Origin of the sequence: Providencia stuartii (genome assembly GCF_029277985.1) — a bacterium.
Lineage (GTDB): Bacteria > Pseudomonadota > Gammaproteobacteria > Enterobacterales > Enterobacteriaceae > Providencia > Providencia zhejiangensis.
The window spans coordinates 3,355,685-3,379,664 of the sequence record NZ_CP119546.1; the positions used below are offsets into that span (position 1 = coordinate 3,355,685).

Annotated in this window: 18 protein-coding genes and 7 tRNA genes; 17 read left to right on the top strand and 8 right to left on the bottom strand. The window is 41.7% G+C overall.

Features of this window, described 5'->3' with window-relative positions:
• Window positions 1-70: 70 nt before the first annotated feature.
• Window positions 71-2,056 carry an N-acetylglucosamine-specific PTS transporter subunit IIBC gene (nagE, locus tag P2E05_RS14950; RefSeq protein ID WP_231131860.1) on the bottom strand — a complete coding sequence of 662 codons (1,986 nt, stop codon included), beginning with the start codon at window positions 2,054-2,056 and terminating at the stop codon, window positions 71-73.
• 497 nt (window positions 2,057-2,553) lie between these two features.
• Here nagE and nagB point away from each other — a divergent pair, with 497 nt between their 5' ends.
• The 11 genes from nagB to P2E05_RS15005 all read left to right on the top strand — a co-directional run bounded on the left by nagB (window position 2,554) and on the right by P2E05_RS15005 (window position 8,850).
• The gene (nagB, locus tag P2E05_RS14955; protein ID WP_154624767.1) at window positions 2,554-3,357 is read left to right on the top strand and encodes a glucosamine-6-phosphate deaminase; all 804 of its coding nucleotides are present in this window, start codon (window positions 2,554-2,556) and stop codon (window positions 3,355-3,357) included.
• A gap of 79 nt (window positions 3,358-3,436) precedes the next feature.
• Complete coding sequence (nagA, locus tag P2E05_RS14960; RefSeq protein ID WP_154624766.1) at window positions 3,437-4,600, top strand: N-acetylglucosamine-6-phosphate deacetylase; 1,164 nt, start codon at window positions 3,437-3,439, stop codon at window positions 4,598-4,600.
• 11 nt (window positions 4,601-4,611) lie between these two features.
• The gene (nagC, locus tag P2E05_RS14965; RefSeq protein ID WP_154624765.1) at window positions 4,612-5,835 is read left to right on the top strand and encodes a DNA-binding transcriptional regulator NagC; all 1,224 of its coding nucleotides are present in this window, start codon (window positions 4,612-4,614) and stop codon (window positions 5,833-5,835) included.
• Window positions 5,836-6,263: 428 nt separating this feature from the next.
• A tRNA-Met gene (locus P2E05_RS14970) sits at window positions 6,264-6,340 on the top strand.
• A 5-nt stretch (window positions 6,341-6,345) separates the two neighbouring features.
• Window positions 6,346-6,430 (top strand) — tRNA-Leu (locus P2E05_RS14975).
• A gap of 29 nt (window positions 6,431-6,459) precedes the next feature.
• Window positions 6,460-6,534 (top strand) — tRNA-Gln (locus tag P2E05_RS14980).
• A 33-nt stretch (window positions 6,535-6,567) separates the two neighbouring features.
• Window positions 6,568-6,642: transfer RNA gene (locus P2E05_RS14985), tRNA-Gln, on the top strand.
• A 71-nt stretch (window positions 6,643-6,713) separates the two neighbouring features.
• Window positions 6,714-6,790 (top strand) — tRNA-Met (locus tag P2E05_RS14990).
• Window positions 6,791-6,796: 6 nt separating this feature from the next.
• A tRNA-Leu gene (locus P2E05_RS14995) sits at window positions 6,797-6,881 on the top strand.
• 28 nt (window positions 6,882-6,909) lie between these two features.
• Window positions 6,910-6,984: transfer RNA gene (locus tag P2E05_RS15000), tRNA-Gln, on the top strand.
• Window positions 6,985-7,509: 525 nt separating this feature from the next.
• A complete protein-coding gene (locus P2E05_RS15005; protein WP_195848205.1) occupies window positions 7,510-8,850 on the top strand; it encodes a dicarboxylate/amino acid:cation symporter in 1,341 nt (446 codons plus the stop codon).
• Window positions 8,851-8,931: 81 nt separating this feature from the next.
• Here P2E05_RS15005 and ubiF read toward each other — a convergent pair whose 3' ends face one another.
• On the bottom strand, window positions 8,932-10,119 hold the full coding sequence (ubiF, locus tag P2E05_RS15010) for a 3-demethoxyubiquinol 3-hydroxylase (protein WP_163862785.1): 1,188 nt from the start codon (window positions 10,117-10,119) through the stop codon (window positions 8,932-8,934).
• Between the two features lie 393 nt (window positions 10,120-10,512).
• Between ubiF and miaB the strand changes: the two genes are divergently transcribed.
• The 5 genes from miaB to lnt all read left to right on the top strand — a co-directional run bounded on the left by miaB (window position 10,513) and on the right by lnt (window position 16,106).
• Complete coding sequence (gene miaB, locus P2E05_RS15015; protein ID WP_154625082.1) at window positions 10,513-11,943, top strand: tRNA (N6-isopentenyl adenosine(37)-C2)-methylthiotransferase MiaB; 1,431 nt, start codon at window positions 10,513-10,515, stop codon at window positions 11,941-11,943.
• Window positions 11,944-12,029: 86 nt separating this feature from the next.
• Window positions 12,030-13,028: a PhoH family protein gene (locus P2E05_RS15020; protein ID WP_230085934.1), complete on the top strand. Its 999-nt coding sequence runs from the start codon at window positions 12,030-12,032 to the stop codon at window positions 13,026-13,028.
• A complete protein-coding gene (ybeY, locus tag P2E05_RS15025) occupies window positions 13,029-13,496 on the top strand; it encodes an rRNA maturation RNase YbeY (protein ID WP_272658099.1) in 468 nt (155 codons plus the stop codon). It begins immediately after the preceding gene.
• Between the two features lie 181 nt (window positions 13,497-13,677).
• Window positions 13,678-14,562, top strand: a complete 885-nt coding sequence (gene corC / locus P2E05_RS15030) for a CNNM family magnesium/cobalt transport protein CorC (protein WP_154625084.1) — start codon at window positions 13,678-13,680, stop codon at window positions 14,560-14,562.
• Window positions 14,562-16,106, top strand: a complete 1,545-nt coding sequence (gene lnt / locus P2E05_RS15035; RefSeq protein ID WP_154625085.1) for an apolipoprotein N-acyltransferase — start codon at window positions 14,562-14,564, stop codon at window positions 16,104-16,106. The genes corC and lnt overlap by 1 nt, the downstream gene beginning before the upstream one ends.
• A gap of 69 nt (window positions 16,107-16,175) precedes the next feature.
• On the opposite strand, the gene P2E05_RS15040 is transcribed toward lnt, so the two are convergent.
• Window positions 16,176-17,099, bottom strand: coding sequence for a sugar kinase (locus P2E05_RS15040; RefSeq protein WP_154625086.1), 924 nt, complete (start codon window positions 17,097-17,099; stop codon window positions 16,176-16,178).
• A complete protein-coding gene (locus tag P2E05_RS15045; RefSeq protein WP_154625087.1) occupies window positions 17,092-18,117 on the bottom strand; it encodes an SPFH domain-containing protein in 1,026 nt (341 codons plus the stop codon). Before P2E05_RS15045 ends, P2E05_RS15040 begins: the two co-directional genes overlap by 8 nt.
• Before the next feature lie 150 nt (window positions 18,118-18,267).
• On the opposite strand from P2E05_RS15045, the gene P2E05_RS15050 reads away from it, so the two are divergent.
• A complete protein-coding gene (locus tag P2E05_RS15050) occupies window positions 18,268-18,981 on the top strand; it encodes an NUDIX domain-containing protein (protein ID WP_272658097.1) in 714 nt (237 codons plus the stop codon).
• Window positions 18,982-19,428: 447 nt separating this feature from the next.
• On the opposite strand, the gene P2E05_RS15055 is transcribed toward P2E05_RS15050, so the two are convergent.
• The 4 genes from P2E05_RS15055 to P2E05_RS15070 all read right to left on the bottom strand — a co-directional run bounded on the left by P2E05_RS15055 (window position 19,429) and on the right by P2E05_RS15070 (window position 23,971).
• Entirely contained in the window at window positions 19,429-19,725 is a 297-nt protein-coding gene (locus P2E05_RS15055; RefSeq protein WP_154635680.1) for a hypothetical protein, read from the bottom strand.
• 955 nt (window positions 19,726-20,680) lie between these two features.
• On the bottom strand, window positions 20,681-21,181 hold the full coding sequence (locus P2E05_RS15060) for a protein disulfide oxidoreductase (RefSeq protein WP_154622632.1): 501 nt from the start codon (window positions 21,179-21,181) through the stop codon (window positions 20,681-20,683).
• 7 nt (window positions 21,182-21,188) lie between these two features.
• Window positions 21,189-21,917 (bottom strand): DsbA family protein, encoded by a 729-nt coding sequence (locus tag P2E05_RS15065; protein ID WP_154622631.1) that lies wholly within the window; start codon window positions 21,915-21,917, stop codon window positions 21,189-21,191.
• Window positions 21,914-23,971 carry a protein-disulfide reductase DsbD family protein gene (locus P2E05_RS15070; protein WP_249999229.1) on the bottom strand — a complete coding sequence of 686 codons (2,058 nt, stop codon included), beginning with the start codon at window positions 23,969-23,971 and terminating at the stop codon, window positions 21,914-21,916. The genes P2E05_RS15065 and P2E05_RS15070 overlap by 4 nt, the downstream gene beginning before the upstream one ends.
• Between the last annotated feature and the right edge of the window lie 9 nt (window positions 23,972-23,980).

The following is a 23,980-nucleotide window of genomic DNA, read 5'->3' on the forward strand; positions in this document are numbered from 1 at the left end:
ATTGGCCTGTCGATCAAAAAAGGGAGGCGATTGCCTCCCTTTGCTCTGTCAATTATATCTTTGCAAACTCTTATTTTAGTACGTTGTAAATAACGGTTTCGCCTGCCGTTACATTACCACTAGCTAAAATTTCAACACCGGCAAAATCATCAATATTACTGATAATTACTGGGCTAATCATGGATTTTGCATTCGCTTCTAAGAAGGCGATATCCAGCTTCAGAATCGGTGTTCCTGCTTGAACTTCACTACCTTCTTCCACTAAACGAGCACAGCCTTCACCTTTTAGAGCAACGGTATCGATGCCCATGTGAACAATTAACTCAACGCCATTATCTGTTTCAATACAGAATGCATGGTTCGTTTCGAAAATTTTCACAACGGTGCCCGCTACTGGTGCTAACACTTCATCACTAGTCGGTTTGATCGCAATACCATCCCCGACGATACGGCTAGAGAATGCTTCATCAGGCACATCATCAAGAGAATAAACTTCACCACTCACTGGCGCAACCAGTGACAGAATAGTTTCACCTTTCGCCTTTGTTGGCTCAGTTACTTTTGTCGTTTGTGCCGCTGCGGCTGGCGCCGAACCGGCAATGGCCCCTTTCGCCATCACTTCTTTCATGGCAGATGCAACCAACTCAGCACGGGTACCAACAATAACTTGAACGCTTTGTTTGTTCAGACGAATAACCCCTGACGCACCAAGACGTTTTGCCATCGCATCATTAACAACACTAGAATCTTTCACACTTAAACGAAGACGAGTGATACATGCATCAATACCTGTAATGTTGTCACTTCCCCCCACTGCCGCAACATATTGGCGCGCTTCTTTTTGAATGTCGCTTTCTGAGCTATCGGCTGGGCTTAGATTCTCATCATAGCCATCGATAGTTTCATCACCAGCACTCTCTTCACGGCCCGGCGTCATCAGGTTGAACTTACGGATCATGAAGCGGAAGATAACATAATAGATGCAGAAGAAGACAAGCCCTTGAACAATCAGCATCCACCATTGTAATGCAAGAGGGTTACGTGATTGCAGCAGCATATCGACTAAGCCCGCACTGAAGCCAAATCCTGATAACCACTGCATTGATGCAGAAATAAAGACCGAAATACCGGTTAAGAATGCATGGATAACATACAATACTGGTGCCACAAACATGAATGAGAATTCAAGTGGCTCAGTGATACCCGTAAAGAATGCGGCAAAAGCACCGGCCAGCATGATACCAGCGACTTTCGCTTTATTTTCAGGACGTGCACAATGATAGATCGCTAACGCCGCCCCTGGTAAACCGAACATCATGATCGGGAAGAAACCAGCCTGATAACGCCCCGTAATACCTGGAATTGCCAGACCCTCTTCAATTGACTTAGCACCGCCAAGGAAGTTAGGAATATCGTTAATTCCTGCAACATCAAACCAGAACACTGAGTTCAAGGCATGGTGTAGACCGACTGGAATCAGTAAACGGTTAAAGAAGGCATAAACACCAGCACCCACTGAACCTAAATCTTTGATACTCTCACCAAATGAGACTAGGCCATTATAAACTACCGGCCAAACATACATCAGCACAAAAGCAAGGATGATCATTAGGAACGATGTCAAAATCGGGACAAGACGGCGTCCACTAAAGAATGACAATGCTTTTGGTAACTCTACCCCGCTATAACGGTTATATAACTCAGCAGAGAGCACACCAACAAGAATACCGACAAATTGGTTGTTAATCTTATTGAAAGCCGCTGGCACATTTTCAAGCGGAACATTCATAATCATGGAGTAAGACGCCGGTGAACATAATGTTGTTACCACTAAGAAACCGACAAACCCCGTCAGTGCAGCTGCACCATCTTTATCTTTTGACATACCATAAGCGATACCGATAGCAAACAGCACAGACATATTATCAATAATAGCTGCACCTGATTTTATCAGTAACGCTGCGATTGCACTATTGGCACCCCACCCATCTGGGTCAATCCAATAGCCAATACCCATCAGGATCGCGGCGGCAGGTAATACTGCCACAGGCACCATCAATGCCCTACCAATCCGCTGTAAGTAGCTAAGAATATTCACAAACTCCCCCTTTATAGCCCAGTATTGCCCCATTTACGGGATCTTATTGTTCATACACCTTGATAATAGTTTAGGTGATTGAGCGTAGCAATTTCATAGTCTAGTTGAATTCTTTCGCGATACAAAATAAATAGGTGTGATTTGTGATAAATGTCAATGATAAATTTCATTATCCGCCTAAATTAGTGGCTATTATTGAAAACTTATTTTATGATTAAAAATAACTTATCCACTGGATTTAGCTTTATAGCTAATAGAGAATCTGTACTCCCTGAAACATCCTATAGTTAATTAATAAAACTCAGGGACATAGCAACTGGAGAGTAGCGAAAGTGCATATCGGCAACGGAAAACAATCACGGAATTGCAACCTATGCCATGTCGATTAAGCTACGCCAGATAAAAAATATTCAAGATTTCATAGAATTAACAGACTGTTACTAGAGGTAAGTATCATGAGGCTTCTGCCACTAAAAACGGCTCACGCCGTTGGGATTTGGTCTGCACAATATATCGTAGACAAAATCAATGCATTTAACCCAACTGCCGAGCGTCCTTTTGTGCTAGGTTTGCCAACCGGTGGAACCCCGCTTGCAACCTACAAAGCGCTTATTGCTCTATATCAAGCTGGCAAAGTGAGCTTTAAGCATGTTGTCACTTTCAATATGGATGAATATGTCGGTATCCCAGAAAATCATCCACAAAGTTATCATACCTTTATGTATGAAAACTTTTTCAATCACATTGATATTCAAAAAGAAAACATCAATTTACTCAATGGTAATGCACCTGATGTTGATGCGGAATGTCAACGTTATGAAGACAAGATCAAATCCTACGGCAAAATTAACCTCTTTATGGGTGGTGTTGGTAACGATGGGCACATCGCATTTAACGAACCCGGTTCATCATTAAGCTCTCGTACGCGCATCAAGACGTTAACACCAGAGACTCGTATCGCTAACTCACGCTTCTTTGATAACGATGTGAACCAAGTTCCTAAGTATGCATTAACCGTTGGCGTCGCAACGTTAATGGATGCCGAAGAATTGATGGTATTAGCGACTGGTGCGAATAAAGCAAACGCTGTACAAGCCGCGGTTGAAGGTTCAGTCAACCATTTATGGACCGTCAGTTGCGTACAGATGCACCAAAAAGCACTGATCGTCTGTGATGAGCCAGCGACACTTGAGCTAAAAGTAAAAACGCTAAAATATTTCAGTCAATTAGAATCAGACATTATCGAAGCATTTAATTAATAATCATTCGAACACCCGACTTGTGAAAGCAAGTCGGTGACCCGAAGTTTATCTCTCCAGAAGTCAGGAGCCAAAGACTATGTATGCACTAACTCATTGTATTATATATACCGGTCATGAAAGACTAGATAATCACGCCGTCATCATTGATGGTGCTCTTATTAAAGATATCTGCCCATTAAACCAACTCCCAGCAGGTATCGAGCAACATGATTTACAAGGTGCGATTCTTTCTCCCGGTTTTATTGATCTACAAGTCAATGGCTGCGGTGGTGTCCAATTCAATGACAACAAAGAAAATGTGACACTGAAGCATCTGGAGATAATGCAAAAAGCCAATGAACGTACCGGATGCACAAGCTACCTACCAACGTTAATTACTTGTTCTGATGACCTCATGAAACATGCCATTGAGGTGATGACTGAATATCTAAAAACGCATCATCATCAAGCTCTTGGATTACATCTAGAAGGCCCTTACATCAACGTGATTAAAAAAGGTACTCACAATCCTGAGTTTATTCGTAAACCTTCAGCAGAAATGATAGCGCATTTAGTGGCGCATGCTGATGCGATTACCAAAGTCACTTTAGCGCCTGAAATAGTGGATGAGTCCTATATCCGACAACTCACTGACGCTGGTATTGTGGTTTCAGCGGGCCATTCAAACTCAACCTATGAAGAAGCTCGTCTTGGTTTTAAAGCAGGTATTGGTTTCTCGACCCATTTATTTAATGCAATGCCATATATCTCAGGGAGAGGCCCAGGCTTAGTTGGGGCAATTTATGATACTCCTGAAGTGTATGCTGGCATTATTGCAGATGGTCTTCATGTTCAATGGGCAAATATTCGTAACAGTAAGCGCTTGAAAGGTGATAAATTAGTTTTAGTTACGGACGCTACAGCGCCTGCTGGTATTGATCCACAAACTGGTGAAATGGATCATTTTATCTTCGCAGGCAAAACCATATACTACCGTGATGGATTGTGTGTTGATGAGAACGGAACCCTCAGCGGATCATCACTAACAATGATTGAAGCAGTTAAAAATACGGTAGAACATGTCGGTATCGCATTAGATGAAACATTAAGGATGGCAACACTTTATCCCGCAAGAGCCATTGGTGTCGAATCTAGCTTAGGCTCGATTGCACCGGGTAAGGTTGCAAACTTAACTGCGTTTAACCACGACTTCCAAATCCTATCAACTTATGTCAATGGAGAGGAAGTCTACAAAAAATGAGTATATAGCTGATGAACCATAGTCACTCGCTAAAGCAAATTGGTAATATTGATCTGGTAAAACAACTCAACGGTGCCGTGGTATATAGCCTAATTGACCAACAGGGTCCTATATCTCGCATCCAAATCGCAGAACAGAGCCAACTTGCGCCTGCAAGTGTCACCAAAATCACTCGTCAGCTACTCGAACGCGGCTTAATTAAAGAAGTCGACCAACAGGCCTCAACCGGAGGCCGACGTGCCATATCTATCGTATCTGAGTATAAAAACTTTCATACGATAGGTGTGCGCTTGGGTCGTTATGATGCTACCGTCGCACTGTATGATTTAAGCGGCAAACTGCTCAATGATGCCCATTACCCTATCTCAGCGCCATCCCAACAAGCCTTAGAGCAAAAACTGACTGAAGCGATTGAAGACTTTATTGCTCTCAATCAACGACGCATTAAAGAGCTTATTGCAATATCCGTGATCTTACCGGGCCTTGTGAACCCTCATAACGGTATCGTTCACTATATGCCGCATATCAAAGTAGATAATTGGCATCTCATTGATAATTTACAAGCGCATTTTAAAATTACCTGCTATGTGGGTCATGATATTCGCAGTCTCGCGTTAGCTGAAAGCTACTTTGGCGCCACCAAGGATTGTGAAGACTCACTACTGGTGAGAATACATCGGGGTACAGGTGCTGGGTTGGTTATCAACAATGAAATTCTGCTAAATCATCGGGGGAATCTCGGTGAAATTGGGCATATTCAAGTGGACCCTTTAGGTGAGCTGTGTCATTGCGGCAACTTTGGCTGTCTTGAAACAATCGCTTCCAATCAAGCTATTGAAAATCGGGTAAAACAACGCTTAGAACAAGGCTTTGTCAGCTCACTCTCACTGGAGCAATGCACCATTCAACAAATTTGCCAAGCCGCAAATAAAAATGATCCACTCGCAACGGAAGTCATTCAGCATGTGGGCCGCCAAATCGGTAAAGCTATCGCCATTTCAATAAACTTATTTAACCCTGAAAAAGTAGTGATTGCGGGTGATATCACCGAAGCTGAGCAGGTATTGCTACCTGCGATTCAAAGCTGTATTGATACACAAGCTTTGAAGGGATTTCGCGAAAATTTACCCGTTGTGACTTCACAATTGGTTCATAACTCGGCAATTGGCGCATTCGCCCTGACTAAACGTGCCATGCTCAATGGTGAATTACTCCAAAAACTCCTCGATAACTAGTCCTTTTTATCATTGTTCAAAAAAACCAGAATTTGCCCGTTGCACTTCTGGTTTTTTGTGCATTAAATTAGACAAAAAATAAAGACTCAGACGTTTATATCGTGCCATGTTCATGCTAATAAACGTAAAAACTAAGCCTTAATTCGCACAATACCGTTGAGAATTTTGACGGAGACTGTTTGTTTTCTAACTTCATTATTTACATCATAATTTATTACGATATATCGCAGCAGAGATAATCGCCTTCATGTGACACACTTCCGTTATTTTGATGCAAGTCTTGTTTTTTGCTGTCTTTATCGACAAAATGATTATTCATCAAACAAACGGACGCATTTTCACAAAAATAGTGAAAAAAGCAGTTGACTGTCTCAGCTGTAATTAGCATAATGCGCCCCGCAACGCCGATGAAGGTAATGCAAAAAGATGGCTATGTAGCTCAGCTGGTTAGAGCACAACACTCATAATGTTGGGGTCACAGGTTCGAATCCCGTCATAGCCACCATGTTTGCGGGAGTGGCGAAATTGGTAGACGCACCAGATTTAGGTTCTGGCGCCGCAAGGTGTGCGAGTTCAAGTCTCGCCTCCCGCACCATTTTCCTTCTCGGTAATAGAATTTAAGATTGGGGTATCGCCAAGCGGTAAGGCACCAGGTTTTGATCCTGGCATTCCCAGGTTCGAATCCTGGTACCCCAGCCATCTTAAATCAACAAATTTGAAGACATCCTCGGATGGGGTATCGCCAAGCGGTAAGGCACCAGGTTTTGATCCTGGCATTCCCAGGTTCGAATCCTGGTACCCCAGCCATCTCTCCTCTCCAAGGAATGTCTTAAAAATCCCATACAGTAACTTTATAAAGATAGATTAACTGTATAGATGGCTATGTAGCTCAGCTGGTTAGAGCACAACACTCATAATGTTGGGGTCACAGGTTCGAATCCCGTCATAGCCACCATGTTTTGCGGGAGTGGCGAAATTGGTAGACGCACCAGATTTAGGTTCTGGCGCCGCAAGGTGTGCGAGTTCAAGTCTCGCCTCCCGCACCATTCCCTTCTAGGGAATAAAATTAAGTATTGGGGTATCGCCAAGCGGTAAGGCACCAGGTTTTGATCCTGGCATTCCCAGGTTCGAATCCTGGTACCCCAGCCATATTTATATAGCCGGTCTTAGTACGGGTTATAAGAAACCATCCTTTATTAAGGGTGGTTTTTTTTTGCTTATTATTATTCGCCTTCCAATAGAAACACCTAACCCTGACTTTTATTTATTTCACTTCAATTATTAAGTTTTACTCACATTTTCACCAATTAACTTTCAGACTTTTCCCTATTTAAGGTAACTACCCCCCTCCTTTTAATAACCATAATGCTGGGGTTTACCTGTTCTTATTACCTATAAGCATCATAAAATAACAATTAGAACATTTTTTTTACTTTTAATTATCTCTGATATCAATTATGTGATTTTAGTCATTTTTTCATAACGACTAATAGTGGTAATCTCCAGTCAGATTTTGGTTAGTACCGATTAATGGCTTTCGGGATCCCTCTACCTTCCGCCATGACTCATGCATTATCCAACTCATGACCCCAAATAAATAAAAAGTTCTCACAACCTAATAATTATAAATTGCAGCAATGCAATACTTTACAGAGAAAATTTATGCAAAACATGATGAAACAACCACTCTATAAAATCCTATATGTACAGGTCATTGTCGCCATCGTGCTAGGTATCGCACTTGGTCACTTTTTTCCTGATATCGGAGAATCCTTAAAACCACTTGGTGATGCCTTCATCAAGATCGTTAAAATGATTATTGCACCAGTCATCTTCTTAACCGTCGTGACTGGCATTTCAGGCATGAGCAACATGAAGGCCGTCGGGAGTGTTGCTGGAAAAGCCATGCTCTACTTTATTACCTTCTCAACCATTGCACTTATCATTGGTTTGATCGTGGCTAACATTATTCGCCCTGGCTCAGGTCTGAATATTGACCCTGCAACTCTTGATAGTAGCAAAGTCGCAGGTTATGTAGAGAAAGCTCACGAATCATCGATTGTCAGTTTCTTGATGAATATCATTCCTGATACTGTCATTAGCCCACTTGTGAACGGGAATATCCTTCAAGTGTTATTTATTGCGGTGATTTTTGGTTTAGCACTTGCTGCTACCGGTAAGCACGGTGAGCCAATTGTGAAATTACTGCAAAACTTTTCTGAACCTGTGTTCAAAATGGTTGCCATGCTAATGAAACTGGCTCCTATCGGTGCATTTGGTGCGATGGCATTCACGATAGGTAAATATGGTATCTCTTCTATCGGCAACTTAATGATGCTGATCATGACGTTCTATATTACGTCATTATTGTTTGTGCTTATCGTATTAGGTGCGGTTGCTAAATATAATGGCTTCTCCATTATTGAACTCATCAAATATATTAAAGATGAGCTTTGGCTAGTCTTAGGCACGTCATCCTCTGAAGCAGCCTTACCGAGCTTGATGAGGAAGATGGAGCATGCAGGGTGTGAAAAATCTGTCGTTGGCTTAGTGATTCCAACAGGATATTCATTTAACCTTGATGGCACCAATATTTATATGACCATGGCAGCGTTGTTTATTGCCCAAGCAACAAATATTGACCTAACAATTTGGGAGCAAGTTTCACTGTTACTTGTGGCAATGATCAGCTCAAAAGGTGCCGCAGGCGTTACTGGAGCCGGTTTTATTACTCTAGCGGCAACACTAATGGTCGTTCCAAGTATTCCCGTAGCAGGTATGGCGTTAATCTTAGGTATCGACCGCTTTATGTCCGAATGTCGTGCACTCACTAACTTGGTGGGGAATGCTTGTGCCTGTATCGTCGTTGCACGTTGGGAAAAAGAATTAGATACCGACAAACTGGCTAGGGCATTTGCAGCAAAAGGGGAAAGTATCGATTCAATTATTACTGAAGAAAACGTTGAAATCCCTTCCCATCATGCTCAGCCATTTGATGTTGCGAAAGATAAATAATTAGCGCCTCGCGATAACCTCATCGGGGAAGCCTCATTGTGATGAGACTTCCCCTTATAGCTTATTAATTTGAAATGACGCTCAAAGCCCTAAAGCATACTTCAGTGCTAACTTCTTCGCTTCTCCAGCACGTTGCGCTGCCATCAAACCAAGATTTCTCAGTACTTTCAAACCTGGCAAGTTCTCACTAAACGCCATGTAAAATACATCCATGCCCGCTTGCATGACTAAATTATCAGGTAAACGACGACGCTGATAACGCTTTAGCACTTCAAGAGACGACCAAGGCTCTAGGTATTCTTTCGCTTGCGTCACCACGTTAAGTAACACATCGACATCGCGATAGCCTAAATTCACACCCTGTCCAGCCAATGGATTGATGGTATGGGCAGCATCACCAACCAATGCAAGCCCTTCGATAACATAGCGATTCGCATGGTGACGGGTGAGTGGAAACGCCCCAGAAGCAACCGCGACGACATTCCCCACACGTTCAGGGAAAGCTTCATAAATGGCCCCCGTCAGTTGTTCCATCGACATTGACTGCAAACGGCGAATTTTGGCAGGGCTATCATACCAAACCAATGACGCCCAGTTATCATAAAGCGGTAGAAATGCTCTAGGCCCCGATGGGAAAAATTGCTGCCATGTTTTATCTTGCTGTGGCTCAGACGTTTTCACTGTAATCAACATGCAAGATTGGCGATACTGCCAACCACGGCTGCCAATCCCCACCAATTTGCGCACTTGAGAATTGGCACCGTCAGCACCAATAACCAGCTTCGCTTGCAAATCACGCCCATCATCCAAAGATATCACCCAATCTTTTTGACCATGAGGTTGATAAAGATGTGTTAACTGTGCCGGACAAATTCGCTCGAGGTTGGTGTATTTTTCGCATTCTCGCCATAACGCTAATTGTAAAACGCGATTCTCTACCATAAAACCCAGTTCAGGTAGCCCCAAGTCATGGGCATCAAAAACAACGTTACTCCCCTGCTCTTCCCACGTTTCTAATTGCCGATAAGGCGCACTACGCATCGCTTCAACATGCTGCCAAGCGCCAAGTTGCTTGAGTAAATCGACAGATGAACGACTAATCGCAGAAATACGAACATCAGGTGAGCTGTTCACATCGAATGCTGCTGGTTCTGCTTTTTCGAGTAATGCAACACTCAGCCCTTCTTGAGCAAACCCCAAAGCTGCTGCTGCACCTGTCATGCCAGCCCCAACCACGACAACATCATAATATTCTGTTAATTTATTCATTACATTAGCTACTATTAACTGTTTGATTTATGTAGTGTACCGAAAAATTGTTACACTGACAGGGAATATCTCTATCACAGACTCTGGTCACTGGTGCTTCAAATGAATACAATACACGTTAATCTTAAAACAATGGGCGATAACCTGTCTTTGAGAGTGCGTACCGCATAGCCTTAGAATTTTCGAGCCTGGCTATTTTGACATTTTTCGTATCATAGAGTGATGTTTGTGATCAAAAATGCGTACGCCTTCCCAAAACGGGACAGGACTTTGGATTTATACACAAAATAATTCGAGCACGCGCGTATAGCACTGCTGCTTGAAGTATAACGGGTATACAACGCGTTTCGGAGTCCATTATACTAAGCCACTTCGAAAACACCGGATATAAACATGTCGACGAATAAAAAGTTATACATTAAAACATGGGGCTGCCAAATGAATGAGTACGACTCATCTAAAATGGCATCATTATTAGAAAGCACCCATGGTTATCAGATCACTGAAATTCCTGAAGAAGCAGACGTCTTACTGTTGAACACCTGCTCGATCCGTGAAAAAGCGCAGGAAAAGGTTTTCCATCAGCTTGGGCGCTGGAAAAATTTTAAAGATAGTAATCCTGATATCATCATTGGTGTCGGTGGCTGTGTTGCCTCTCAAGAAGGGGATTTTATTCGTCAACGCGCACCGAGTGTCGACATTGTTTTTGGCCCACAAACGCTACACCGTTTGCCTGAAATGATTAATCAAGTAAAAGGCACTCGCAGCCCTGTTATTGATATTAGCTTCCCTGAGATTGAGAAATTTGACCGCCTTCCAGAACCTCGCGCTGAAGGCCCTACCGCATTTGTTTCTATCATGGAAGGCTGTAATAAATATTGTACATTCTGTGTCGTACCTTATACACGTGGTGAAGAAGTCAGTCGCCCTTGTGATGATATCTTATTTGAAATTGCACAATTAGCAGCACAAGGTGTACGTGAAGTTAACCTACTCGGCCAAAACGTAAACGCTTATCGTGGTGAAACTTTCGATGGTGAAATTTGTACTTTTGCCGAATTAATTCGTTTAGTGGCGGCAATTGATGGTATCGACCGTATTCGTTTTACCACTAGCCACCCCATTGAATTTACTGACGATATCATCGAAGTCTATGAAGATACTCCTGAGTTAGTCAGCTTCCTGCATTTGCCTGTACAAAGTGGCTCAGATCGCATCTTAACGTTAATGAAACGTGCTCATACCGCACTCGAATATAAAGCCATTATTCGTAAATTACGAAAAGCACGCCCAGATATTTTGATTAGTTCTGACTTCATTGTTGGCTTCCCTGGCGAAACCGATGATGACTTTGAAAAAACCATGAAGCTCATCGCCGATGTCAATTTTGATATGAGCTTTAGCTTTGTTTACTCAGCACGTCCAGGTACACCGGCAGCTGACTTACCAGATGATGTTAGCGAAGAAGAGAAAAAGCAGCGTCTCTATCTCTTACAACAGCGCATAAATCAGCAAGCAATGAGCTATAGCCGTGCTATGTTGGGAACAGTGCAGCGTGTTTTAGTCGAAGGCCCTTCTCGTAAAAATGTTATGGAGCTTTCAGGACGTACTGAAAATAACCGTGTAGTCAACTTTGAAGGCTTACCCGATATGATTGGTAAGTTTGTTGACGTAGAGATTGTCGATGTTTATGCCAACTCACTACGCGGTAAAGTGATCCGCACAGAAGACCAAATGGACTTACGCGTTCACGAATCACCAGCTTCCGTCATCGCACGTACTCGTAAAGAAGATGAGCTTGGAGTGGGTAACTACCAACCCTAAAGATAGGATACTCAGTGACCGATAAAAAACCGTTGCAAATAGCAACACAAGAGATCTTTCTAGAGCCCGCAGATAACCAACGCTTAATGAGCCTTTGCGGGCCATTTGATGATAATATCAAGCAACTAGAACGCAGACTTGCGATCGAAATTAATCGTCGTGATAACCGTTTCAAATTATCAGGCAAGCCATTTAACGTTCAAGCTGCCAGTAAAATTTTACGCCAACTTTATGTTGAGACTGCCCCAATACGTGGCGTGATCCCTGATATTGACCCCGAACAAATCCATCTTGCTATCTCTGAAAGCCGCGTATTAGAGCAAGCCGCAGATAGCATCCCGGATTATGGCAAAGCCGTTAATATCAAAACCAAGCGTGGTGTTATCAAGCCGCGAACACCAAATCAAGCCCAATACATTGCGCATATCTTAGATCATGATATTACCTTTGGTATTGGCCCCGCTGGTACAGGGAAAACATATCTTGCCGTTGCAGCAGCCGTTGATGCACTTGAACGCCAAGAAGTACGCCGTATTCTCTTAACTCGACCAGCCGTTGAAGCAGGCGAAAAACTTGGTTTTTTGCCGGGCGATCTAAGTCAAAAAGTGGACCCTTATTTGCGTCCACTTTACGACGCACTCTTTGAGATGCTTGGGTTCGAGAAAGTTGAGAAACTCATCGAACGTAATGTCATTGAAGTCGCACCACTGGCTTATATGCGGGGTCGTACACTCAATGATGCCTTCATTATTTTAGATGAGAGCCAAAATACCACCATTGAGCAAATGAAAATGTTCCTGACTCGTATCGGTTTTAACTCTAAGGCCGTAATTACAGGGGATATCACTCAAGTCGATTTACCACGAGGCAATAAATCAGGCTTGCGTCATGCCATTGAGGTTCTCTCCGACGTCGATGAATTGAGTTTTAATTTCTTCCATAGCGAAGACGTTGTGCGTCACCCAGTGGTGGCGAAAGTCGTTATTGCCTATGAAAAATGGGAAGAGCAAGATAGCAAACGTCGTCAGCAACTCAAAGAAGAACGGGAACAACAAAAAGAATTAGAAAAGCAGGAAAACCATTAAATGCGTGAAGTCATTCTCGATTTACAACTTGCTTGTGAAGAAACAACTGATTTACCCAGCGAAGTCCTATTTCAACGCTGGTTGGAAGCTGTATTACCTAAGTTTCAAGCACAAAGTGAAGTCACCATTCGTATTGTTGATGAAGAAGAAAGTCACCATTTAAACCTGACTTATCGCGGCAAAGATAAACCGACTAACGTGTTATCATTCCCCTTTGAATCACCTCCGGAAGTTGAATTACCGTTACTTGGTGATTTAATTATTTGTCGCCAAGTGGTTGAACAAGAGGCCATTGAACAGCAAAAAAGTGCAGAAGAGCATTGGGCACATATGGTGGTACATGGCTGCCTACATCTGCTTGGTTATGACCATATTGAAGATGATGAAGCAGAAGAAATGGAAAGCCTAGAAACAGAAATTTTAGCTGAATTGGGCTATGCTGATCCTTATCTAGTAGAAAAAGAATGACCCATAGTCTATTTTTATGTTAAATATTAGCTGAGTAACTTTAAAGCCTGTCGTTTAGGGTGTAAATGTGAACAATATCACTTTTTGTTAAACACTCGCAGGAGTGTATTATCCCCCTAAACGACTGACTGGTTAACTTAATAAATCTTATTATTAATTGAGGAATAATTAATTAAACGCCATGAGCGACGATAACTCTTCGAGTAGTGACAACCCTGGCCCTAAGAAAGGGTTCTTTGCACTATTAAACCACCTCTTCCATGGTGAACCTAAAAACCGTGATGACTTGGTCGAGCTGATCCGTGATTCTCAGCAGAATGACCTTATCGATCCAGATACTCGTGACATGCTAGAAGGCGTCATGGATATTGCCGATCAGCGGGTACGTGACATTATGATCCCGCGTTCCCAGATTGTGACGTTAAAACGAAATCAAACGCTGGATGAGTGCCTTGATGTCATCATCGATTCCGCACACTCTCGTTTTCCTGTTATCAGTGAAGACAAAGATCATATTGAAGGGCTATTAATGGCAAAAGATTTATTGCCATTCATGCGTACCGATGCCGAGCCATTCAGTATTGACAAAGTGTTGCGCCAAGCTGTTGTTGTCCCTGAAAGTAAAAGGGTCGACCGCTTGTTAAAAGAGTTCCGTTCACAACGCTACCATATGGCCATTGTTATTGATGAATTTGGCGGTGTTTCTGGACTTGTTACCATTGAAGATATCTTAGAGCTTATTGTTGGGGAAATTGAAGATGAGTATGATGATGAAGACGATGTTGATATTCGTCAACTCAGTCAGCACTCCTATTCAGTAAGAGCGTTGACCCAAATTGAAGACTTCAATGACGCGTTTGACACTAATTTTAGTGACGATGAAGTTGATACTGTCGGCGGCCTAGTTATGCAAGCCTTCGGCCATTTGCCATCACGAGGTGAAACTATCACGATAGATGGCTATCAATTTAAAGTTGCAATGGCGGATAGCCGTCGGATTATTTTACTGCATGTAAAAATTCCTAATGGCGCTCCCGTCCCAACCTTAGATGAAGAAAAGAGTTAATGAACTTAGCGCCATCCTATCAAAGTCAGTGGTTACGCCTGTTACTGGCTTTAATTTTCGGAGCCAGTGGTACACTGGCTTTTTCGCCTTTTGATTTATGGCCTGCGGCACTCCTGTCGATTCTCTTTCTCCAATTATTAACCTTACATCGCACTGCCAAACAATCCTTTGCAATTGCCTTTGTCTGGGGCTTTGGCCTATTTGGCTCAGGCGTTAATTGGGTTTATGTCAGTATTGCTGACTTTGGCGGTATGCCGGAAGCCGTCAACGTTTTTCTCGTTATATTGCTCGCCGCATACCTTTCTTTATACACAGGGCTGTTTGGTTATCTACTCAGTCGATTTTTTCCAACAGCAAACGTATGGCGACTCGTATTTGCAGCCCCTGCAATTTGGCAGCTTACTGAATTTCTCCGTGGCTGGGTTCTTACGGGTTTTCCATGGCTACAATTTGGTTACAGCCAAATCGACGGTCCATTGAAAGCGCTTGCCCCTATTTTCGGCGTGGAAATGATTACCTTAATACTGTTTAGTATTAGTGGATTGATTGTTTTATCTCTCGTGCGTCGTCGTTTTAGTGTACTTGCCATTGCGGCGGTACTACTTTTTGCGCCTTTTGCGCTTAAAAATCTTCAGTGGTATACCCCATTAGAATCAAAAGCGACCGACGTCGCTTTAGTTCAAGGAAATATCCCACAGGCAATGAAATGGGAAGCAAGCTACTTACAACAAATTAAAGATACCTATCTTAAGCTATCTAGCCCGTATATCGGCAAAGCCTCATTAATTATCTGGCCTGAATCAGCGGTTCCGTCCGTTGAGCTTGATAACCAATCTTGGTTAAAATCACTGGATAAAGTGCTGGCAGAATCAAATACTCGGCTCATCACGGGGATTGTCGATGCTCGACCTATTGATGGTGAGTATGAGTTTTACAATACAATCATAGTATTAGGTGACAAAAAACCTTACCTATATCCGTCCCAAAATCGCTACAACAAACACCACTTAGTTCCATTTGGTGAGTTTGTTCCACTAGAAGATATTTTACGCCCTATCGCACCTTTCTTTAACCTACCAATGTCTGGTTTTAGTCGTGGTGATTATCAGCAAGCTCAACTTGCGGTTGGTAATATGCATCTGACTGCTGCAATTTGCTATGAAATTATTCTAGGTACACAGGTTCGCGATAACTTTCAACCTGATAGCGATTACCTGCTCACCATTTCTAATGATGCATGGTTTGGTAAATCGATCGGTCCATGGCAGCATTTCCAAATGGCACGCATGAGAGCCTTAGAGCTTGGGCGCCCGCTATTACGCGCCACCAATAATGGTGTCACCGCCGTTATTCGTGCAGACGGAACTGTTCAAGCTGAATTACCTCAATTTAAAGCGGCAACACTATCGACATCAATTATTCCAACCACAGGTTTAACGCCGTATGCGCGCTGGAGTAATTGGCCTATGTGGGGAGTGGTTGTCATATTTATATTCATCGCGCTGTCATTAGATCGCCGGCCAAAAAACAATTCAAATAAATAATAATCAACCCCAATAGTATGCCAAGTAAAACTACTGGGGTTATTATTTAACTTGTTTATTACTAAGCATTTAACCAATCAATTGCCCTTTTACCTTTGCAATACCAATAGAGGCAATGCAGCCCGAGTTGAAATGCAAATAATCGTCCTCAATCCCATCTGAAAAAATGATGCCATTTTCTGGCATAAGTGATTCCAGCTGAAGAGGTGAATGGCTATCAATGGCACCGAAAACCAATTTAACCCCTGTAGTTTTGCTCGGAAAAGGCTCCCTAACACTAAATTGCAATTTACTTTCCTCCCAAGAAAATCCTTGAGATAAAGGATGAGAGGTCTCCCCCATCACAGCTAAAGCGCCCGCTAAAATAGACTGGAACCACCCGGTTGAACCTAAGCCTGTGGAAACAATGATGCCAGATGAAGATTGAAATTCCTGCTGACCATTCCAGTTAAGTTTATAACGAGCAGATGTGTGACTCTTAGGACCAATAAAAAGATCATTCACGGCTAATAATGTCTGTCCATCGTTGGTTGTCGCCTGCGCAAACGTAATTGATTTACTCGGCATCTTTTCTTTTAATGTCTTTAAAACGGTTTCTCGAAGCTGACTAATCTCAAAGGGCAATAACTTACCATCCCAGCGAGTAGGGTCTGGATTTACTGCAATGACAGGCTGACCATTTAAATATTTCAATGCATTTGCAACCAATCCATCCTGCCCTATGACAATCACAATATCACGATGAGAAAACTGATAGCTTGGCAGCAATGAGCGTTCTAATAGTTGGAATCGCCCCAATGACCTAAGAATCGCTTCAGCCTCAGTTAATTGCTTCAGATACCGATTATGCTCTTCCAGATAATCATTGACCTCAACATGATTGTGTTCTAAATAAAACTTGGCTTGTGACCATGTATTAAAACGTTCAATCAACTCCTGCATACGCGTTTTGCGCATAATCAAAACAAAGCGAACATCATCTAATCTATGCATGTTTAGCGCCCTTTTTAACTATTTGGCTAAATAGATCAGGCGAAATATTTAACTCACCAATTTTTCCCGCATTTAACGCTAATGACTCGAATGCCATTGCCATTAATTGCTCTGGATTCATTTTTGCCAACGCCATTGCTTTTAAGTTTTCCACGGGGAGTTCTCGATAAGCCTTCATTTTTGCTTGGATAGCATACGCATCGGCATCGGATTGAATGCGTTGATTTTCAACGCTTAAAGCCACCAGCTCATTGCGTTTAGCTTCTTCATTAACTTTGGCAGCCAATCTTTCTTGTTCGAGTTCAGCGCTTTCACGCAATAGAGTACGTTCATTTTCTAAGCGCGCCTCTTCAATTTGTTGCTGCTTGTTTTGAATAGACAAGTCTGTTTCAAGTTCAGCCTCTTTCAGCATGCGTTCTTGTTCAACAGAAAATTTACGTCTAGCGTAAATAGCATCGTCGGCTTCTTTAAGAATTGACTCTCTAGCCTCTGCTTCAAGCGCTTTTAAAGTCTCTGGTGAAGGGGTAATTGCGCTTATCGAAATATCCAGAACCTCGATTCCTAATGTTGCCAATGCATCATGGACAGCCAACTGATGAGTTACTTCAGAAACTAATGTTTGCCCCATCAACAATGCATCACGCATTGAAGTGCGTTGAATTTTGGCTTGGATGAGCGTTTGTACACTACGAACGATTCTATCACTGAGCTTTAGAGGATCTTCAGAGGCATAAGACTGACCATCTTGAGCAAGATTATAGTTGAGCACATCCGCCGTTTTTTCAGGATACCTAATTTGAAATGAAACCTGCCCCTGAATCCGTAAACTTTGAAAATCAGCAGATTGCATATTAAAAATAAATGGCGCTTCAAGTGCATTCAGTGGTAATACAGAAATGGATGTTGTCGCAGAGTTATACCAAAAACTGAGCCCCTTACCTTGCTTAATCACTTTGCCATTGACTGATTTGATAATAAAACTCGAAGAATTGGCCTTGAAATAATTAATATTAAACATAGTTAACCTCTTTAGTGTCCTTATGACAATAATAGATTATTGTCCTATAGACACTAAACTGTCAAGCAATAAGTGTCTTAATGACACAAAGAAAATTTTAACGTATCATCATTACCATCAACATAAATCTGCTTTTATGGTCATAACACTATGAATGAACAAGAATATTTAGCTAAATATGACAGAAACGCCTATCTTTCCCCGCTTGTCACTGTGGATGGCGTCCTGTTTACCTACCATGAAGAAACGCTGAAAGTATTGATTGTTGAACGCGCGAATTATCCGAATAAGGGGATGTGGGGATTACCTGGCGGGTTTATTGATGAAACTCAAGACAAAACACTTGAACACGCTATTTTACGCAAACTGAAAGAAAAAACGGGGGTCATCCCACCTTACATAGAACAACTCTGCACTATTGGTAATGATAGCCGAGATAAACGAGGCTGGTCAGTAACGGTTTGTTATACCGCTCTTATCGCCTATCAAGCATGCCAACACGATATTGATAGTGTTGAGTCGGCTAAATGGGTGACAATTGACGAAATTGAAAATATGTCACTGGCCTTTGACCATAATGAACTCTATCGACAAGCACGTGAACGATTAAAACAAAAATCGCTATATTCAATTGTGCCAGGATTTGCCTTACCTGACGTTTTCACACTGACAGAATTGCAACGCGTTCATGAAGTTCTCATTGGTAAAACGCTGCAAAAAAAATCTTTTCGTCGTCGCTTAGAACAAGCCGACTTATTAATTGATACCGGAGAGAAACGTCAAGAAACAGGTAGACCAGCAAACTTATATCGTCTAAAACCGGAATCAGCAGATTACCGTTTTATCCGTAATTTGGAGTTTTAATCTTAATACTATAAAACCTTGTGTGTATTTTTAATACAGGGTTTTATATTACCAAACACTATACTGTCATACATCAATAAATATGATGATATATCCCAGTTCATTAATTGGTTGGCTCTGGTCGCTCAAATCATTGCAAAAATGATATCGCTCACGAGAAAATTAATTTGCAAATGAGTTTATTATGCTATATTCATTTTTTATTAAAAATAGTGGCATACTCAATATAAAAATGCGTTCTATTTCCCCTCCGCATCATTCATCCGCAAATAACATCATCTAATATGGCATTTTTTAAATTAAAGCATTTTTCTAACTCAGCTTAATAAGCTATAACCTTATTTTTTATTCTTATCGAGTAATGATGACTACTTCCCCAAGACTAGAAGACTTGTTTAATAAAAGTAGTCATCATCAATTAATTATTTTTTAAAATGATAATAGTGCTTATTTATATCGACAAATAGCAATACCAACCGTGTTACTCGGTACATTTTCATTAGGTGGAAGGAATATAATTTCCAATTCCATTTTATCTGCTGGTTTTGAGTTTAGTTTACACTCTGTATAATAGTTCCAGTACGCCATAAATACCTCTGCGGATCCACCAAGAAATTTGAGATCACCTTTAATAGGTGGTGATAAGAACTCACTACCATCCATTTTTTGGTAACTAAATTCAACCACGATTCCCTCAGAAGAAGTACCAGAAATAGAATATATATTTTTAACAATATTAGTCATCTTACATTCCTTTTTTAAATTAATATTTAACTTGCACCATTAACAATAGTATAAGTTGGTAAAATTTAAATTAAATAAAATCAAAAAAGACAATGTTTTTTATTTTCATTTTATTTTTTATCTTTATGCAGTTTGCGCTCTCATTAAGAACGACTACCCTGTTAAAATTCCACCATGATTTTCTTATTTAGATTTTCGATTTACCCATACTGAATTTGTTTATTCAAAATAAAGTTAAATTACTCAATTCCTTTTCGATTAATACTCATAATGTCTAACCAAATTAAATCTGTAACATTCTCTAATTCTGATTAATTAAAGTCGCCCCGCCAAATATTAACTTATTAAAAGCATTTTAATTCATTACTCGATTATTTATCGAGCATGTATTTTTATCAATATTAAAAATAGTCATTTATCTATTATCATTAAACACCTTATCTTGCCAAATAGTAACCATAAAAACAGATAAGCATTCCTAACAGAGTGATGCTATTACCGGTTTAATCAAAAAAAGATAAGTTACGTGGAGACGTGAGATAACAACGTCAATATAGGCGATAAGCAAACGTACCCAAAATACCATTATAGAACACGAGAAAAGCATTGTAACAGTAGGCTTTTCAAGCCCCTCAGCTAAGCTTAATGCGCCATTTAAGGATAAAAAAGCCTTACTTAGATTGAATCAAGAAAGGCTAATTTGATAATGAGTCACACCATGATGTATTAGCCGTTTGGGATAAGAGCGATACGTCTATATAAATTAAGGGCACAGTAAAGTAATATTTTTAAGCTGATAACCGCGCTCACTAACGTAAAAAATAATACGCTCCAAATCGCGTTAACACGTTTTAAATTCACTCATACAATGCTTCTTTGCAACGACGTATATCGCTCAGCCTAATCCCTCACGCAAATTTGATAACACTGTCAAACCTTCTAACGAAGACATTCATTAAAAAGAAGCCATCCACAGGCGTGCTTTAAGTCCCCAATAGCTAGTGTAGCCACTGGTAAAACTGACCATTTCACCTTTATCAATAATCATAAATGTCGGCGTAGCACTTATACCAACGGCATTAGCGAGTTGCCCATTCATGTCATTAATGACAGGAAAATTAAGGTCCTTTTTTTCCATTCCCACCAACAAGCGTTGGCTATCACCTGAACGTATCGCAACAGAAATAACAGGAACACCTGATTTGGCTATATCAGCAACAGTCGGTGAGGTGATTTTACACACCCCACACCAAGTTGCCCAAAAATAAACCAAAACAGGCTGTTTTTTGCTTAATTCTGCTAACGAGACACTATCGCCTGTTGCAAGCATTTGTGGCTCAAGCAAAACGGGAGCTAGGCTTTCAGGTTTTCGCCAAAAATCCATTACCGTAAAGACGATGAACAGAATCACCACCAAACCAATAATTTCTTTTGACCACTTTCTCAGTCTAGCCATATTTTCCTTACTTAACTTTTTCTAATTGCGCTTTAACAATTGCTTCCAGTTGTTGAGTATCAATAGCTCCTGGGATCATTTCATCGCCAACTAGAGTTGCAGGTGTCCCATTAACCCCCAGTTTTTCAGCCAACATCATATTCGTACGGATAGTCTCCATGCTCTTATCATTAGCAACCAGTTTCTCGTTACCTGTTGCCTTCAATGCTTGCTTAATGTTTTCATCCGTTAACATTCCTTGTTTTTGCATAAATTTTTGATGCAAAGCTTGGAATGCTTTTGGATCTTTTTCCCACAATGTCAGCGCTAATTGTGAAGATTCAACAGACGTTTTACCTTTAAATGGTAGTGGCTTTATCACCACCGCAACATCTGGGTATTTCTTCACTATCTCTTCTAACTGAGGGTCAAAACGCTTACAGAATGGACAGTTATAATCGGTAAAGTTAACTAAAACTAATTTAGCGTCTTTAGCACCGATACGAGGGCTTGCAGGGTCATTAAACAGCTTATCATGCTCAGCTTTAAGGGTTTCTTTCATCTGCGCTTGCTGCTTTTCGCCTTGTTTAGCTTGCAACGCAACAATCGCTTCTTCTAGTATTTCAGGATTTTCAACCAACGTATCACGTACCAGTTTGCGAACTTGCGCTTCTTGGTCTGCTGTTAATGGAGCCGCATGAGCAGTTGCACCAAACACTAGCGATGAAAACAGGACAGCTACAATCGTTTTTTTCATTTTTCGGCTCCTTTGGCCTCATTCATAATTGATAATAAAACGTCACGATCAAGTATTGTTGACAGTATTTCACCCTCTGCCAACTTAGGGCCATAAATTTGGTTAAATGGTACGGCCACTTGCCCACGCTTTTGTAAAAACGCGGTAATTTCAGGTGAGGGTTTAGTCCAATCCCCTCTTAATGCCACAACATCTGGCTCGTTTAATAATTGCTGTACATCATCTCTCAACAATACATTATATTTATTTGCCTTACAGGTCACACACCAATCAGCAGTTACATCGATGAACACACGCTTATTTTCTGACAGGGCTTGTGTTATCGCCTCTTCACTTAAAGGCTGCCAATTCACATTATCTTGTACAATATTGCGGCTACCCGTGGTTTGTTCCATGGTCACCCAAGCGAATCCAGCCGCGAGCAACGCAAACAATACAAATGCGACAGATGCCGCTCGTAAACTGTATTTTTTCCAAATAAATGCAACAAGTAATAATAAAAAGACAATAGCGATTATTAATGCAGCTATTTCACCGAAATGCGGGATCAGCAAACTGATCAACCATAAGCATGACAACAGCATCATCATACCAAGGATGATTCTAAGTTTATTCATCCACGCGCCAGGCTTAGGTAGTAGACGTGAAATCGCAGGGAAAGCAGCGATCAGTAGCCAAGGCAAACTCATTCCTAAACCAAGCGCAGTGAAGACAAGCCACAACTCTTCGATAGGTGCCGCCAATGCAAATGCCACTGCTGTGCCCAAAAATGGTGCGGAGCATGGCGTAGCAAGTAACGTCGCAAATACCCCTTGCCAGAAATGTCCACGATTACCCTGTCCCCCCGCAGTTGCTAAACGCGTGTTCGCCTTACTGCCTAAGTGGATTTCGAACAAACCAAACAAGTTAGCCGTGAAGATTCCGGTGATTAAGACCATAAACCCGATAAACCAAGGATTTTGGAACTGGATCCCCCAGCCTACGGCTTGCTGACCTACCCGTAATAACGTCATTAACAACGCGAGTAACCAGAAGGATACAAGGATCCCCGAGGACGATAGGAGGAACTGCCGGCGGATAGTTTTTTGTTCACCTTGCGGCACCATTAAAACTGAACCGAGTTTCATGGCAAGAACAGGCAATACACAAGGCATCAGGTTTAAAATCAAACCACCCAGCAAGGCAAAGGCGAGGATCTGCCACAGTGGAATAGCCTGCCCGCTATTTCCTTGATTAATTACCCCTGAAAAAGGCGTAGCGGGTACATCAATTTGTTGTGAGAGTTCACCCTCTGTGACAACAAAAGAGATATTTTTTCCTGTAAGATCAGGTGCTTTATCTCCCCAGTCATCACTGACGTCAATCGTCGCGGTCAATTTTCCATCCGCAACACTCACCTTCGGAACGCCTAACGTTGTTCCTTCTGGTGTGTCAGTGAAGATCCCAGCGTTGTGACGCCAAGGTTCCCCAGAGGCCTTTTGCAGCTCAATCACTAATTTATCGCCAGTGAATCCAACTGTCGGATCTTTCACTAAGCCTTTGGATGGCGGAACACTCCCCATCGCTTGATTAAACGCCCATTCAAAGTTTGAAGGCGCAGGCTCGGTTAAATCAAGCTCAAAAGGGTAATCCGTTAAGATGCAGACATTACTACAAGTCGATAGCGTTAACACACCCGAAAGTTTATTAAGCTTTTCATCCACATCGACAATAATAGGGAAAACAACATCCCCCATATAGCCCTGCGTTGAAATCCCTGCGACATCAAAACGCCCTGGAGCTGGCCACTGCCACTCCATATTCTTGATAGGTGATTGCCAATTGATCTCAGGGGCTATCCCCCCTTCTCCTGGAGAACGCCAATACGTTTTCCACCCATCCTGTAGTTGGACATCCAATAATAAAGCGACTTTCCCATCTTTTTGAGAAGCGCTTAAAAAACGTACTTTTGCGTGATCATTATGTTTATCTGTCAACCAGCCAGTATCCGCAGCATGTATCATGCCAGATAAAAGAGCAGACAAAATAATTAACGCATTAATAAAAAAACGCATAATTCCTCC